At 71.2% G+C, this 16,582-nt stretch carries 7 protein-coding genes; all 7 read right to left on the bottom strand.

Annotated features, from left to right (window positions below; translation table 11 throughout):
* Positions 1 to 211: 211 nt before the first annotated feature.
* Entirely contained in the window at positions 212 to 8,068 is a 7,857-nt protein-coding gene (locus BLV01_RS20720) for an autotransporter outer membrane beta-barrel domain-containing protein (protein ID WP_175486150.1), read from the bottom strand.
* A gap of 543 nt (positions 8,069 to 8,611) precedes the next feature.
* Positions 8,612 to 9,037: an organic hydroperoxide resistance protein gene (locus BLV01_RS20715; protein WP_091804549.1), complete on the bottom strand. Its 426-nt coding sequence runs from the start codon at positions 9,035 to 9,037 to the stop codon at positions 8,612 to 8,614.
* 134 nt (positions 9,038 to 9,171) lie between these two features.
* Positions 9,172 to 9,657, bottom strand: a complete 486-nt coding sequence (locus BLV01_RS20710) for a MarR family winged helix-turn-helix transcriptional regulator (RefSeq protein WP_091804546.1) — start codon at positions 9,655 to 9,657, stop codon at positions 9,172 to 9,174.
* Between the two features lie 211 nt (positions 9,658 to 9,868).
* Complete coding sequence (locus BLV01_RS20705; RefSeq protein WP_091804542.1) at positions 9,869 to 11,032, bottom strand: serine hydrolase domain-containing protein; 1,164 nt, start codon at positions 11,030 to 11,032, stop codon at positions 9,869 to 9,871.
* 121 nt (positions 11,033 to 11,153) lie between these two features.
* Positions 11,154 to 11,951, bottom strand: a complete 798-nt coding sequence (locus BLV01_RS20700; protein WP_091804539.1) for a M15 family metallopeptidase — start codon at positions 11,949 to 11,951, stop codon at positions 11,154 to 11,156.
* The gene (locus tag BLV01_RS20695) at positions 11,911 to 13,488 is read right to left on the bottom strand and encodes a serine hydrolase domain-containing protein (RefSeq protein WP_091804536.1); all 1,578 of its coding nucleotides are present in this window, start codon (positions 13,486 to 13,488) and stop codon (positions 11,911 to 11,913) included. The genes BLV01_RS20700 and BLV01_RS20695 overlap by 41 nt, the downstream gene beginning before the upstream one ends.
* A 120-nt stretch (positions 13,489 to 13,608) precedes the next feature.
* Positions 13,609 to 16,569 carry a TonB-dependent receptor gene (locus tag BLV01_RS20690; RefSeq protein WP_091804533.1) on the bottom strand — a complete coding sequence of 987 codons (2,961 nt, stop codon included), beginning with the start codon at positions 16,567 to 16,569 and terminating at the stop codon, positions 13,609 to 13,611.
* Between the last annotated feature and the right edge of the window lie 13 nt (positions 16,570 to 16,582).

The raw sequence follows: 16,582 nt of genomic DNA, 5'->3' as shown, positions 1-16,582 counted from the left end.
ACATCGGGCCTGAAGGCCCTCCCACAACAGCACTGGCTTGCGCAGGGGCGATGAGCTCCGCCACAAAACGACATCGCCGCTTGCGCGGCGATGTCGTCCCCTGCCGATGCTTCGCCCGCGCGTGGCGATCAAAGCGACTACCGGCCCCGGTCCAGCGTACCGGAGCCGGTAGCGCCACCCGGCCGGCGGCGCTGATGCTTCCGGCCCGTAATTACGGCGTACGGGCCGAAGCCTCGTCGCACCAGGTCGTCGGCTGGGTCACCGCGCCCGACGGAGGGACGGATCGCGGTGTCGCGGCGGCCAGCCGCGTCGCCGGACGGCGCGGCTTGGCCTTGCTGCCGGTGCCGCGCGAGGCGACACGCTTGCTCTTGGAGATCGGACGCGCGCCGCCGTGCTTGGCCTTGGCGAGCGTGCGCGCCGGCGCGGCCTTCGCCGCCGGACGCAGCTTGCACTGGCCGAAACCGGCGCTGCCACTACCGACCTTCGCATCCGCGCCCGCGGCCGCAGCCGCGCCGCCGGCCGCGGCCAGGGCGCCGGCGCGCGAGGGATCGGTCGATGCCGAGGGCGCTGCGTTGGAGCCTGCCGCATCCGACGCGGACGCCGCCGACGCCGAACCGGCTGCCAGCGCCGCGCCGGCCACCGCGGCCGCGCCGCGCGCCGAACCCGAACCCGTCCGCGCGGAGGCGCCCGGCGCCGAGGCCGCGGCCGGATCGGCTGCAGCGGCCGCACCCGCTGCAGCCGCACCCGCCGCCTTCCTCGACGCACCCGAACTCGAACTCGAACTCGCACCCGAACCCGCAACGCCCGCAGCGGACGCATCCGCCGCCGCCCAGCCGGCCGCGGTCGGCGTCGCCATCGGCGCCGCGCGCGCCGCCGCCATCGCCGGCGTTGCGCCCCAGCCCAGGCGCAAGCCCAGGTTGAGCGAATGCGCGCGATCGTCGCTGCCCAGGTCGCCGCGGTACTCCAGGAAGCCGCTGCTCGCCGGGCCCATCCGGTACTGCAGGCCCAGGCCGACGTTCCAGCGGTTGCGCTCGGCGGCGAAACCGGTGGTGGCGAAGCCCGGCACGCTGGCGCCGGCGAAGGCGTTGCGCGCGTACGGGCGGTCGTCCTGCAGGTCGTGCAGGTAGCGGATGTCCGCGGTCGGGCTCCACTTGCGCGCGCCGTTGCCGGGCGCGCCGGAGAAGCGCACGCCGATGCCGGCGGTGGTGGTGTCGTAACTGGCCACCGATACCAGCAAGTCGGCGTCGCCGGCGCCGCGCTCGCGGAAGCTCACCGACTCGACCTTGTTGTAGTACACGCCCAGCAACGGCTCGATGCGCACGCTGGCGCCGTCCCAGCGCCAGCCGGCTTCGAGCATCGCGTACGCGCCGTCGTTGCTGAAGTGCGCCTGGGTGCGGCGGTTGTAGACGCCCACCGCGATCTCGCGCTCGGCATCGAAGCTGCCGTAGCTGTAACCGGCCGCACCCTGGGTCCAGAACGCGCCGGGCGCATACAGCCAGTGGATGCCGACGTTGAACAGGTCGCCGTCGACCTTGTCGTCGCGGCGGTCGGTTTCCATCTTCGAATGGGCCATGCCGATGTGGCCGCCGAAGCGGAAATGAGCGCCGGGCGAGCCTTCCAGGCCGATCGCCAGGCCGCCGACGGTGTTGTCGATGCCGGCCAGGCGCTCGCCGTCGAACTCGGCGCGGCCGCCGTAGGCGGTGGCCCACAGCGTGCCCAGGGTGCTTTCCTCGTCGACGCCGTTGTCGCGCGCCAGGTCCATCTGCCGCGCCACGCTGCGCTGCAGTTGTTCGGCGTTGTAGCGCTGGGCGCTGGCGATGGAGGCGTAGGTTTCGCCGCTGAGGGTGTCGAACGCGCGCGGCGCCTGCGCCGCGCTGAGGCCGCGCGCGGCGGCGATCAGGGTCGGCAACTGGCCGCTGTTGCGGTCGGCGATGGCCTGCAAGGCGTTGGCGACGGCCTGCTGGTTGCCGCTCAAACCGGGGAACTGGTTGAAGCGGATGCCGGTGCCGCCGGCGTCGTGCTCGCTCAGGCGCAGGAACACGTCGTTGCCCTGCACGAACAGGGCCGCATCCAGGAACGGCAGCGCGGTCTGGCTGACGCCGGTGAAGGCGCCGCTGAGCGAGGACGCGTCGAGGATGCGGTAGTCGGTGACCGGCGCGTAGCTGCCCGCCTGCGGGATCGCCACCACCTGGCCGCCGTTGATCGCGGCGTTGCCGGCCACCACCACGCTGTCGCTGGCGCCGCCGCCGTTCTGCCGCACTTGCAGGGTCGCGCCCGGGTCGACCGTCAGGCTGGCGACGTTGAGCGACGCGCCGACCGCGCCGGTGCCCGCGGCCGCGCCGCTGGCGCCGGCGAGGCCGGACGGCGCGAGCGTGCCGCCGAGCGTCAGCGCGCCGGCCAGCGCGCCGTCGCCGATCAAGGCGCCGCCAGCGGCGACCGCCGCGTTGCCGCCGAGGTTGCCATCCAGCACCAGATTGCCGCCGATGCTGCTGGTGTCGAACGCGCCGGTGGCGCCGCTGGCGAGCACCAGGGTGCCGCCCGGGGCCAGCGAGAGGTTTTCGAAACCGATCAACCCGGCCGCCGGCAGGGTGCCGTCGCCGCTGCCGTTGACCGCGAACGTGTCGCTGCCCGCGCCGGCGTTGATCGCGCCGGTGAGGCCGGCAAGGTTGGCCAGGCTGGAGGTCAGCGAATCGCTGCCCGCGCCGAGGTTGACCGCGCCGGCGACCGCGCCGGTCACGGTGAGGGTGTCGGCGCCGCCGCTGAAGTTCGCGGTGGTGCCGGCGGCCGAGGCCAGCCCGGCGGTGATCGGGTTGGCGACGTTGAGCGTGCCGCCCTGGATCGACAGGCCGCCGCTGAAGCCGACCACCTGACCGTTGAGGCCGAGCGCGCCGCTGCCGTTCTTCACCAGCGTGCCGCTGCCGGACACGGTGCCGTTGAAGTCCAGGCTGTTGTTGCCGTTCAAGTTGAGCGCGCTGCCGGCGGCGAGATTGACCGCATTGCCGAGCGCCAGCCCCGGCACCGCCGAGGTCAGCGCGGCGTTGCCGCCGATGTTGAGCGCGCCGGTGCCGAGCGCGGCGTTGTTGCCGAGGCTCAACGTGCCGGCGTTGAGATTGACCCCGCCGCCGAAGGTGTTGGCCGCGCCCAGCGCGAGCGTGCCGGTGCCGTTGAAGCCGAGGCTGCCGGCGCCGCCGATGACGCCGCCGAGGCTGAGGTCGTTGCTGCCGCCGATGCCGAGCTGCGCGCCGGCGCCTAGGGTGACGGCGTTGCCGAGCGCGATGCCCGGCGCGGTCGCGCTGAGGCCGGCGTTGCCGCCGACGTTGAGCGCGCCGGTGCCCAGCGCGGTGTTGCTGCCGACGCCGAGCGAACCGGCGTTGAGCGCGACGCCGCCGCCGAAGCTGTTGGCGCCGGCGAGGTTCAACGCGCCGGTGCCGTTCATCGCCAGCCCGCCGCTGCCGCCGATGCTGCCGCCGAGGGCGAGGTCGTTGCCGCCGGTGACGCCGAGGGTGACGCCGGCGCCCAGGGTCACCGCATTGCCCAGGTTCACCCCGGCCGCGCTGGCGCTGAGGTTGGCGCTGCCGCCGACGTTGAGCGCACCGGTGCCCAGCGCGGTGCTGGTGCCGACGCCGAGGGTGCCGCCGCCGAGCGCGACGCCGCCGCCGAAGCTGTTGGCGCCGCCCAGGGTCAGCGTCGACGGGCCGTTGAAGCTGAGCCCGCCGCTGCCGCCGATGGCGCCGTTCAAGCCGAGGTTGGCGCCGCCGCCGATGGCGAGCGCGGCGTTGAGGTCGATGGCGTTGCCCAGGTTCGCCGCCACGCCGGCGTTGAGCGTGGCCGCGCCGTTGACGCCGAGCGTGCCGGTGCCCAGCGCGGTGTCGCTGCCGACGTTGAGGGTGCCGGCCTGCAGGTTCAGGCCGCCGCCGAAGCTGTTGTTGCCGTTGAGGGTCAGGGCGCCGGCGCCGGTCTTGACCAGCGAACCGCCGCCGCCGATGGCGCCGCCGAGGGTCAGGTCGGCCGCGCCGCCGAGGCTCAGCGCCGCGCCCGCGCCGAGGTCGACCGCATTGCCCAGGTTCAGCGCCGCGCCGGTGCTGGCGAGGCTGGCGTTGCCGGTGACCGCAAGCGTGCCGGTGCCGAGCGAAGCGCTGCCGCCGAGCAGCAGGTTGCCGGCGCCGAGCGCGACGCCGCCGCCGAAGCTGTTGTTGCCGGTCAGGGTGAAGTCGCCGGCGCCGTTGATCGACAAACCGCCGCCGCCGCCGATGTCGCCGCCGAGGTTCAGCGCGTTGGCGCCGGTCAGCCCGAGCACCACGCCGGCGCCGAGGTCGATGTTGTTGCCCAGCGCGATCCCGGGCGCACCCGCGGTGAGCCCGGCGCTGCCGCCGACGCTGAGCGTGCCGCTGCCCAGCGCCAGGTTGTTGCCGACGCTGAGCGTGCCGCCGCCGAGCGCGACGCCGCCGCCGAAGGTGTTGGCGCCGTTGAGCGCGAGCGTGCCGGCGCCGTTGAAGCCGAGCCCGCCGCCGCCGCCGATGACGCCGCCCAGCGCCAGGCTGTTGCTGCCGCCGATGCCGAGCGTGGCGCCGGCGCCGAGGTTGATCGCATTGCCGAGGTTGACGCCCGCGCCGCTGGCGAACAGGCCGGCGTTGGCGCCGACGTTGAGCGCGCCGGTGCCGAGCGAGGTGCTGGTGCCGACGCCGAGCGAACCGGCGTTGAGCGCGACGCCGCCGCCGAAGCTGTTGGCGCCGCCGAGGTTCAGGCTGCCGCTGCCGTTCATCGCCAGCCCGCCGGCGCCGCCGATCGCGCCGCCCAGGCTCAGGTTGTTGCCGCCGCCGATGCCGAGCGTGGCGCCGGCGCCGAGGTTGACCGCATTGCCCAGCGCGATGCCCGGCAGGTTGGCGCTGAGCGCGGCGTTGCCGCCGACGTTGAGCGCGCCGGTGCCCAGCGCGGTGTTGCTGCCGACCGCGAGCGCGCCGCCGCCGAACGCGAGGCCGCCGCCGAAACTGTTGTTGCCGCCGAGCGTCAACGTCGCCGGGCCGTTGAAGCTGAGCCCGCCGCTGCCGCCGATGCTGCCGTTCAAGCCCAGGTCGGCGCCGCCGCCGAGGGTCAGCCCGGCATTGAGGTTGATCGCATTGTTCAAGCTCAACGCCGCGCCGGCGTTGAGCGTGGCCGCGCCGTCCACCGACAGCGCGCCGCTGCCCAGCGCCGAGGCGTTGCCCAGCGACAGCGTGCCGGCCTGCAGGCTCAGCCCGCCGCTGAATCCGTTGACGCCGTTCAAGGCCAGGGTGCCGGCGCCGGTCTTGACCAGCGAACCGCCGCCGTTGATGCCGCCGCCGAGACTGAGGTCGGCCGCGCCGCCGAGGGTGAGCCCCACGCCCGTGCCGAGGTTGATCGCATTGCCCAGGTTCAAGGCCGCGCCGGTGCTGGCCAGCGAAGCGTTGCCGCCGACGTTGAGCGCGCCGCCGCCGAGCGACGTGTCGGTGCCCAGCAGCAGGTTGCCGGCGGCCAGGTTGACCCCGCCGCCGAAGCTGTTGGCGCCGCCCAGGGTGAAGGTGCCGGCGCCGTTGATCGACAAACCGCCGCCGCCGGAGATCGCGCCGCCCAGACCGAGCGCATTGGCCCCGCCGAGGCCGAGCGTGGCGCCGGCGCCGAGCACGACGCCGTTGCCCAGGTTGATGCCCGGCACGCCGGCGTTGAGATTGGCGTTGCCGGCGACGCTGAGCCCGCCGAGGCCGAGCGCGAGATTGTTGCCCACGCTGAGCGTGCCGCTGCCCAGGTTCACGCCGCCGGCGAAGGCGTTGGCGCCGTTGAGCGCGAGCGTGCCGGTGCCGTTGTAGCTCAGCCCCGCGCCGCCGCTGACGATCCCGCCCAGGGCGATGTTGTTGCCGCCGCCGATGCCGAGCCCGGCGTTGAGCACCACCGCGTTGCCCAGGCTCACGCCGGCGTTGGCGTTGAGCGTGGCCGCGCCGTTGACGGTCAACGCGCCCAGGCCGAGCGAGGTGTTGGTGCCGACGGTCAGGCCGCCGCCGAGCAGGTTGAACCCGCCGGAGAAATTGTTGGCGCCGCCGAGGGTGAGGTTGCCGGCGCCGTTCTTGGTCAACCCGCCGAGCCCGTTGACGGTGCCGTTGAGCGCGAGGTTGCTGGCGCCGCCGATGGACAGCCCGGCGTTGAGGTTGAAGTTGTTGGCCAGGGCGACGCCGGCGTTGGCGGCCAGCGAACCGGCGCCGCTGACGGTGACCGCGCCGCTGCCCAGGGCGAGGTTGTTGCCGACGGTGAGCGCGCCGCCGCCGAGATTGAAGCCGCCGGAGAAATTGTTGGCGCCGTTGAGCGTCAGCCCCGGCACGCCGGCCATGCTGATCCCGCCGGCGCCGCTGATAGTGCCGTTGAGGGTCAGCGCGCCGCCGCCGGCGCCGAAGTTCAAAGTGTTGTTGAGCACGACGGCGTTGCCGAGCGCAACGCCGGCCGCGCCGGTGAGGCCGGCGGCGCCGTTGACGGTGAGCGTCCCGGCGCCGATCGCGCCGCTGTTGCCCAGGTGCAGCGAGCCGGCCTGCAGGATCGTGCCGCCGGTGTAGTTGTTGGTCCCGGTCAGGGCGAGGTTGCCGCTGGCGAGGTTCAGCGAGCCGGCGCCGTTGATGTTGCCGCCCAGGGTCAGGGTGCCGGCGCCGTTGAGGGTCAGCGCGCCGTTGAGCTGCACCTGGTTGGCGAGCGTGCCGGTGAACGCGGTATTGAGCTGGGCCGGCCCGCCGACCAGGAACAGGCCGGTGCCGAGCGAGTTCGCGCTGCCCAGGGTCAGCCCGCCGCCGTTGAGGGCGAAACCGCCGTTGAAGTTGTTGTTGCCGGCCAGGGTCAGGGTGCCGGCGCCGTTCTTGATCATGCCGCCGGCGCCGCTGATGGTGCCGCCAAGGGTCAGGTTGTTGCCGCCCTGCACGATCAACCCGCCGGTGAGGTTGACGTTCTGGCCCAGGGTCAATCCGCCGACCGAGGCCTGGATCGCGCCGCCGTTGCCGGTCAGCGTGCCGGTGCCGAACGACAGCGCGTTGTCGAAGATCGCGGTGCCGCCGTTGAGTGCGGCGCTGCCGCTGACGACCGCGCCCTGCAAGGTCCAGGTGCCGCTGTTGAGGGTCAGGTTCTCGAAGTTGAGGTACTGCAACGCCGAGATCGTGCCGGCGCCGCCGCTGCCCGAACCCGGACCGCTGGCGGTGTTCTGCAGCACCAGGGTGTCGTTGCCGCCGATGCCGGCATCGACCGTGCCGCCGGCGGCGTAGGTCAGGAAGCTCGGCGGAATCGACGGCGTCGGGATCGTCACGCCGGGCAGCGGCACCAGGCCGCCGTTGATGCTCGAGCCGGTCACCGCGACGAAGGTGTCGTTGCTCAGCGTGGTGCCGAGCGAGACGCTGCCGTTGATGGTGCCGACGTTGACGAAGGTGTTGCCGCCGGCGGTCGGGCTGGAGAACGCGACCCGCCCGGTGATGGTGCCGGTGTTGGTGAAGTTGACGTTGCCGCCGCCGTAGATGCCGACCGCGATCGAGTTGATCGGGTCGAACAGGCCCAGCGCGCTCATGCCGATGGTGCCGGAATTGGTGATGGTGGTGGAGCCGGTGTTGGCCACCACCATCGCCGAGCCGGTCAGGCCGAAGGTGCCGTCGAAGGTGCCTTCGATCAGGCCCTGGTTGTCGATGACGACGTTGCCGCCGCCGGGCACGACGGTGTTGCCGACCATCAGCCCGCGCGCCAGCACCAGCGAACCGAAGGCGTTGGCGTCGATCGCGCCGAGATTGGTCAGGTTCAGGCCATTGCCGCCGAAGTTCATCGCGGTGCCGCCCGGCAACGTGCTCATGATCGCGCCGGACTGCACGGTCACGTTGAGGTTGTTGGCGTTGCTCAGGAACGAGTTCGGATTCGGCGGCAGCAGGATCGGCACGCCGGTGCAGCTGACGGTGGCGCCGTCGGTCGGTATCGCCGGCGTGCAGGCCGCGGACGCGCTGCCGCTGTAGCACTGCAGGGCCAGCAACAGCGGGATCGCCCGGGCCAGGCCGAGGCTGAGCGGATGGAAGCGAAGACGACGTTGCGCGCGAGCGGACATGACCGATCCTCCGTTTATTCCGAACTGCGGGTTCCGGACGCCGATCGCGATCTGCGGTCCGGGCCGCGCTGGCGGATGTCGGAACGGGCGGCGGACGGTCGAAGGCGAGGACCTTCGCGATGTGCAGCGTCGCGCTCGTAGCGGCGATGGACCGGGCTGCAGGTTTCCCGGTGCATCCGACAGCAACGGAACAGCTATCGACATCGTTGCGGAGCGTTCGGCTCCGGTTGGGGGAAACAACGCAAACACGTGGAGGGCGTGAACGGACGGCCGCAGTGTAGGAGCAGAAAAATTCCGTAAAACTCACCCTCACTCACGTCTTGCTGAGCGCATTCATGCGTCTGTACGGGGCTCACCCAGGCTCACCGGATGTCATGGCTTGGCGAAAGGAATTTGCAGCGGGTTGCGCGTTTTGAAACTGTCGCCGGCAGCGCTTGCGCGCCCGCGCGGCGGCCGCGAACGAAAAAACCCCGGACGCTCGCGCGTCCGGGGTTTCGTACATCGGGTGCGGTCGCCGCGCGACCGCTGCGCGGCGGCGCCGGCTCAGACCAGGGTCAGGGTCACATCGATGTTGCCGCGGGTCGCGTTCGAGTACGGGCACACGACATGGGCCTTCTCGATCAGTTCCTGCGCCTGCTCGCGGGCCAGGCCCGGCAGCGAGATCTTCAGCTCGGCCTGGATGCCGAAGCCGGTCGGCAGCGGGCCGATGCCGACGCTGCCGTCGATCGAGGCATCGGCCGGGAACGCGATCTTGTCGCGGCCGGCGACGAACTTCATCGCGCCCATGAAGCAGGCCGAATAGCCGGCCGCGAACAGTTGCTCCGGATTGGTGCCGTCGCCGCCGGCGCCGCCGAGATCGCGCGGGGTGGTCAGCTTGACGTCGAGCACGTTGTCCGAGGACACGGCGCGGCCGTCGCGGCCGCCGGTGACGTGGGCGTGGGCGGTGTAGAGGACTTTTTCGAGGGACATGGCGGGGTTCCTTTGAGTGGGGGCGACAGCGTTGGATGTTCGGGAAACGGAAAACAGGAAACGGATTTTCTATTGCTCGCTACTGCATAGCGCACTACTTTTTCGTTGCGCGCCGACGACTCGGCGCGCCGGCGTCAGGAATGGGCGATCAGGCTGGCGCGCAGGGATTCCAGCTGGGCCTTGAGCGCGGTCAGCTCGTCGATGCTGCAATCCTCCAGCGCGCAGCCCATGCCGTCGGGCACGCTGCGGGCCTTGGCCTTGAGCGCGCGGCCGGCCTTGGTCAGCTCGATCACCACCTGGCGCTCGTCGCTGGCGGCGCGGGTGCGGGTCAACCAGCCCGCCGCTTCCAGGCGCTTGAGTAGCGGGGTCAGCGTGGCCGAGTCCAGGAACAGGCGCTCGCCGATCTCCGACACGGTGACCCCGTCGCGCTCCCACAGCACCATCATCGCCAGGTACTGCGGATAGGTCAGCTCCAGCTTTCCGAGCAGCTTGCGGTAGACCTTGTTCAGCGCCAGCCCGGTGGAGTACAGGGCGAAGCACAGTTGGTCGTCTAGCAGCAGGGTCGGCCGGGGCGGCTGCGACTTGGCGCTGCGAGCGGCGGTGGCGGCGGGCTTCTTCATGGGCCGCAATTTACATAGCGCGCTATTTAATAGCAAGCAATATCCGGCCGGCCGCGACGGACCGGAGCGTTCTGCGGGTGGGACGAATCGGTTTTGCGGGGCGGCGCCGCGAACCGGCGCGAGCGCGGTCGCGGCTTGCGCCGCTCCTGCAGGCGGATATGCGGCTGCGGTCGCCCCCTGAGCGGCGCAAGCCGCGATCGCGACAACGCGACTACGGCGCCCTTACCGGACTGCCCGGCAAATACAACTGCGCGATCTTCAGCGCAGTGCGGTACGGCTCGGGATCGTTGCGGTTGCTCAGCATCACCACGGTCAGGCGCCGCTGCGGCCAGCGCACGATGACGTTGCGAAAGCCCACGCTCTCGCCCGAATGCCACAGGGTTTCGCCGGTGATGCGCCAGCCGTAACCGTAGCCGACCTCGGCCGCGTCGGTCTGCGTGTGCGCCGCGAACGCGGCCCGGCGCGAGGCGTCGCTGAGCAGGCGGTCGTCGTACAGCGCCGCGTCCCAGCGGGCCAGGTCGTCGATCGACGAATAGATCCCGCCGTCGCCGAGCACCGCGCTGGTCGGGCTCTGGTCGGTGCGCCGCCACTGGCCGTTCTCGTAGCTGTAGCCGTAGGCGCGGTGCGCCACCTGCGACACCCCGCGCTCGTAGGCGACGGTGTCGCGCATCCCCAGCGGCGCGAAGATGCGCTCGCGCAGGAATGCGGCGAAGGAACGGCCCGAAGCCTTCTCCACCGTCAGCGCCAGCAGCGCGTAACCGCTGTTGCTGTAGCGGTAGCCGCTGCCCGGCGCGAAGTAGGTGCGGTCCTGGCCTTCCAGCACCGCCAGCACGTCGGCGTCGCGCATTTGCCGGGCGTCGGCGTCGAAGCTCGCCGGCATTACGTCTTCGTAGTCGATCAGTCCCGACTGGTGGCTGAGGATCTGCCGGATCGTGATCGTGTCGCAGGCCTGGGGCAGGCTCGGCAGCCAGCGTTTGATCGGATCGTCGAGACCGAGCTTGCCGTCCTGCGCCAGCAGCAGCACCGCGGCGGCGGTGAACTGCTTGCTCACCGAAGCCAGCCGGTAGTTGGTCCGCGGCGCCGCCGCCACGCCGTCTTCGAGCACCGCCAGGCCGTAGCCGCGGCGCAACAGCGGCCGGCCGTCGCGCAGCACCAGCACGCTGGCGCCGGGCACGCGGCCGCGGTAATCGGCGAGCAAGCCATCGACCGCGCGCTCGGCCTGCGCATCGGCGGCATCGCCCTGCCCCGCCGCGCGTTGCCGCACCCCGGCGCAACCCGCGGCGCTGAGGCAGGCGACGGCGACGACGGCGAAACCCGCGCTGCGCAAACCTGTCGCGGCCCCGTGCGGCGGCACCGCGCGCCTCTCATCGCTCATCGTCCGATCTCCGCCAGCACACCATCGCCACCCGCGAATCGGAGGCCAAGGCCCCCATTCGCGGCCTTTTCCCGGCCTCCCGCTCCCTCGTCGCCGGCGTTGCCTTCTTTGCCGGCCCCGCTCACTTCACCGGAAAATCGAACGCCACCCCCGGCGTCGGCTCCTGCTTGAAGGTGTAGTGCCACCATTCCAGCGGATAGTTCTCGAAACCCTCGGCCTGCATCGCCGCGCGCAGGCGCTGGCGATGGCCGCGCTGGGCCAGGCTCGCGCCGGGCGCGTCGGTGTGGGCGAGTTCGTCGAAGAAATCGAAGCCGGTGCCCATGTCCAGCGGCGCGTAGCCTTCGCCGCTGCGTTCGAGCAAGGTCAGGTCCAGGGTCGCGCCGCGGCTGTGGCCCGAGGTCGGCGAGATGTAGTCGCCGAGCAGCCGGCTCTTGGCCAGCGCGGGGTAGTAGCGCGGCTTGGTCTTCTGGTCGTCGGGATCGGCGGCCCAGGCGACGAAGTCGCGCACCGCGCGCACCGGGCGGTAGCAGTCGTAGATGCGCAGGCGCAGGCCCTGCGCGCGCAACCCGCGCTCGACCCGGGCCAGCGCCTGCGCCACCGGCCGGTGCAGGTAGCAGCCGGCGCCGAGGTAGCCGGCGACCGGGCGGCCGACGAAGTTGTCGCTGCCGGCGTAGCGGATCTCCAGGTCGATGTCGGGCACCAGGCTGCGGATCTCGACCATGCCCGCCGCCGCGGCGTCCTGGGCGGTGGAGATGGTCGGCGCGACCGCCGCCACCGGCGCGGCCGCGGCCGATGCGGGCGGCGGCGCCGGCGCGGGCTGGGTCTGCTGCGAACGCACCGCGGCGACGCAGCCGATCAGCACCAGCAGCGCGCAGGCCTCAACCGCAATCGCCGACGCGCGCGAACGCCAGGTCTTCATAGTCGTAGCTGAAATCGGCATCCGGATCGAGCTTGCTCATGCTGAAGGCGGCTGGCTCGGCCGCGGCGGCGAAATCGATCCAGGCCTCGGCGTCGACTTCCTCCGCGTCCCAGTCGACCAGCAGCCGCGGCCCGACCCGGACGATCTTACCGGTCATCAGCGGCGACTTTCGCGAGGCGAATTCCACTTCCCCGCCGCGCGCGCACAGCCCGACCTCGCCGAACCACGGATCGCGGTAGACGCCCAGGCGCCCGCGCAGTTCGGCCGGCGCCACCGGCCGGCGGCGCGAAGTGTCGGGCGCGCGGCTGGCGGCCGGCGCGGCCGCCTCGCGTTCGATCGCGTCGGCGTACCAAGCCACGCCGCGCTCGCTGCGCGGCGCGCGGCCGTGCGGCTGCGTGTAGCGCTGGGTCAGCACCTGGTCGAACACGCTGCGCGCGTCGCCGGCGTCGCCGTTGATCAGCACCACGAAGCCGGCCTTGCGCTCGGGCAGCAGCGCGGTCAGCGAGTACATGCCCATCAGGGTGCCGGTGTGGGCGACCTTGAACTCGCCGTCGAAATCGCTCAGCCGCCAGCCGTAGCCGTAGGCGGCGAAACGGGTGCCCGACCATTCGCGCTGGCGCCGCGACGGGGTCATCGGCATCTGCGCGCGCCACAGCTCGCCGCGCTGCTGCGCCGACAGCCACGGCCGGCCGTCGCGCGCGGGCGCGGCCGGATCGAGCCAGGCGCGCAGCCAGCGGGTCATGTCGTCCAGGCCGCAGCGCACGCCGCCGGCCGGGTCCATCGCGGCGGCGGCGATGGTCTCGCCGTCTTCGCGCACCGGCACGTAGCGGCCGTCGCGCCGCGCGTGCGGCTGCGCCAGCGGCGCCGCATCGCGACGGGCGAAGCCGCCGACCCGGCAGCCGTCCATGCCGAGCGGCGCGAACACCTCGCGCCGCAGCAGATCTTCGTAAGGCGCCCCGCCCGCGGCCGCGGCGACTTCGCCGGCGACGATATACAGCAGGTTGTCGTAGTCGTAGCGCGAGCGGAAGCTGTGCACCGGCTTGAGGTAGCGCAGGCCGTGGATCACGTCCTGGCGGCTGAAGCGATTCGGCTCGGGCCACAGCATCAGGTCGCCGGCGCCGGCGCGCAGGCCGGAATTGTGGATCAGCAGGTCGCGCACCTGCATCTCGCGGGTGACCCAGTCCTCGCGCATGCGAAAGTCCGGCAGGTACTTCGTCACCGGATCGTCCCAGCGCAGCTTGCCGGCGTCGACCAGCCGCGCCAGCAGCGCGGTGGTCATCGACTTGGTGTTGGAGGCGATCTTGAACAGCGTATCCGGGCCGACCTTGCGGCTGGAGCCGGCGACTAGTTCGCCGTCGGTGCGCGAGTAGACCACCTCGCCGTTCTCGACCACCGCCACGGCCAGACCGGGCAGGCGGTAGCGCGCCTGCACCTGCCCGACGATCCGGTCGAGGTCGGCGGCGCGCGCGTCGGCCGCGACGGCCGGTTGCAGCGAAGAAAAGAACAGGGCCGCGCAAAGCGAACCGATGCAGCGCATCGGCACGGGCCCTGTCGAGGTAGACGGAAGGCGGCCCCGTTTCGCAGGGGCCGCCGGAGGACGCGAGACGAATTGCGGTTTCACGTCAGTCGGACTTCACAGGGCTGCGCGATTCATGGCTCAGAAGTCCACCGATACGGTCAGCTGGGCGTAGCGCGGGTTCTGGTAGCCGGTGCCCAGGCCGTAGAACTTGTTGGCCACGCCGACGCCGGTCTCGTAGGAGTCGTCCACTTCCAGCGCGCGCTGCTGGTTGAGCAGGTTGTAGACCGCCAGCTTGACCCGCAGCTCGGCCGCGCCGAAGGACTTCTGGTAGGTCAGGCTGGCGCCGACGTCGTAGATCCACGGCGTGCGCCCGCCGGCGCCACGCCCGCGCAGCTGGTACACGCGCTGGTCGTAGGGCAGCGTGCACTTGTCCACGCAGACGTAGAAGCTGTGGTAGATGCGGCGGTCGAACGGCGTGCCCATGCCGAAGGCGTTGATCGGGCGGCCGGATTGGGCGTTCAAGGTCGCGCCCACGGTCCAGTGATCGTCGATCGCATAGGCGCCGCGCAGCTTGATCTGGTGGCGGCGGTCGTTCGGCAGCGCGCCGTCGCCGTCGAGATTGACGTACGGATCGTCGAACGACTCGGTGCGGCTGGTGTTGTCGAAGCCGAAGTCGGAATTCGACGGCCCCTCGGCGTTGCCCTCGCTCTTGGACCAGGTATACGAGGCGTTGAGGGCCCACTTGTCGTCCCAGGCGCGGTCGAGCATGAACTCCAGCGCGCGGTAGGTGCGCTTGGGCTTGACCCAACCGCGCTCGCCCAGGTACTTGCCGTTGGCGTCGTACACCGCCCAGCCCGCGCGCGAGGTATCGATGGTGACGTAAGCGTCGTTGACGCCGTCGCAGTTGGTGTCGGTGTACAGGGTGACGTTCTTGCCCGGATTGGCCATCACATAACCCATGTCCTTGCGCTTGCCGTTGCAGACGATGCCGTTGGACGAGATGTTCATGTCGTCGATGGCGTTGTGCAGGCGCCGGTAGATGCCGCGCACGCCCCACGACCAGGTGTCGCCGAACATGGCCTGGTAGCCCAGGATCGCCTCGTCCTGGTAGACCGGATCGAGGTCACGGTCGACCTCGCTGCGCAGGTCGCCGACGGTGCCGTCGCCCTGGCTGTTGTCGATCGGGCCGATCTGCGCGCCGAGGACCGGCCGGTAATAGGTGGTGCCGTTGCGCTCGAACGCTTCCAGCCCCTGCAGCGCGTAGTAGGTGCGCTCGTCGAGGAAGGCGCCGGCCTGCTTGACGTTGATCTGGTTGACCAGCGGCAGGTAGTAGCGGCCGATGTTGCCGAACACCTTCGAGCGCCCGTCGCCGCGGAAGTCCCACGAGAACCCCGCGCGCGGGGCGATCATGTCGTCGATCTTGATGTAGGTGCTGCCGGCGCCGTTCTTGTTGTCGAAGCTCTCCACGCGCACGCCGGCGTTGAGCATCAGGTTCGGCGTGACCTGCCAGTTGTCTTCCAGGTAAAAGGCCGAGTTGATCGTCTCGAAGGTGCCGCTGACCTCCTGCTGGCGCGCGCGCACGTAGGCCGCGACGCCGGCCGGGACGATGCCGCCGTTCTCCAGCTCGGTGCCCGGCGCGGTCGGATAGATCTGGTAGAACTTGCGCGACGGCCCCGGGTAGAAGCTCTCGTTGTCGGACGTGTTGGTTTCGCGGTCCAGGCCGAAGCGCAGCAGGTGGTCGCCGAGCTGCCACTCGAAGTCCAGGCGCGCGGCCTCGCGCTTGTCGGCGCCGTTCTCGACCTGGGCCGAAGACACGCAGCCGATCTGCGGCAGGCTGCCGTCGCGGCGGTCCTGGACCGCATCGCAATCCTGGTCGTTGAGGCTGCTGGCGATGCGGTCGCGCTTGTTCTCGCCGTACAGCGCCTTCATCGAGAAGTTCTCGGTCAGGTAGCCGGTGTAGGTCAGCGCCCAGTTGACGCCGCCGACCTCGCTGTACTGGGTGTTGCTGCGCACGCCGCGGCGGCCGGTGGTGAAGTCGTAGTTGTCGGTGGTGGTCTCGTTCTTGTCGGAGAAGGCCAGGAATTCGAGCAGGTGGCGGTCGCTGATCTGCCAGTCGAGCTTGGTGCCCCAGAAGCCCTTGTCGGACTTGCCGTCGAAGAAGGTGCCGCCGGCGTTGTTGGTGCTCTGCGGCTGGTAGTCGCGGAACTCGTACATCGCGTAGAAGAACAGCTTGTCGCGCACCAGCGGCCCGGACGCATGCACGTTGAGGTTGGTGCGGTCGTACTTGTCCTTGCTGGAGATGCGGTAGGGCCGGCCCAGGCGGTCGTAATGGTCGTCGCCCGTGGACTGCAGCGATTTGGGCTCCCACACCAGTTCGGCGCCGTACTTGAACTCGTTGGTGCCCGACTGGGTCACCGCGTTGATCACCCCGCCGGTGGTGCGGCCGAACTCGACCGAGTAGCCGCCGGTCTTGACCTGGAACTCCTTGAAGAAGCCGAACGGCACCGAGGAGAAGCCGACCCGCTTGTAGAAGTCGGTGACGTTGAGGCCGTTGATGTAGACCGCGTTCTCCGACACCGACGAGCCGCCGAACGAGGCGCCGCCGTACTGGCCCTGGACCACGCCCGGCGCCAGCAACGCCACCGCCTGCGCGTCGCGCGCGATCGGCACGCGCTCCAGCTCGGCCTGGGTGATGTTGGTGGCCGACTCGGTCGAGCGCACGTCCACCGGGGTGATCACGCGCGAGCCGATCACCTGCACCGCAGCCAGGTCGGTCGCGCCGCCGAGGCTGACGTTGGATTCGTTGCCCAGGCTCACCACCACCCGCACCGTCTCGCCGACCGCCTGGCCGTCCTTGCTGGCCCGCAACTGGTAGGTGCCGATCGGCAGGAACGGGAAGCGGTAGTTGCCCTGCGCATCGGCCCTGACCGTGCGGGTGAAGCCGGTATCGGCGTTGCGCACGGTGACCTCGGCGCCGGCGGCGACGCGGCCGGACAGCGAACCGTCGGTATTGGCCGCCAGCGCCGGCAGCATCATCGATGCGAGGCAGATCCCCATCGCCACGCACACGCCGGACTTGCGAAAGCTCTTGCCTTTCATTGCCGCACTTCCT

The sequence above is a fragment of the Lysobacter sp. yr284 genome (assembly GCF_900107375.1).
GTDB lineage: Bacteria > Pseudomonadota > Gammaproteobacteria > Xanthomonadales > Xanthomonadaceae > Lysobacter.
The sequence above is the reverse complement of the archived record's forward strand: the minus strand, read 5'-3'. Positions and strand labels throughout refer to the sequence as shown.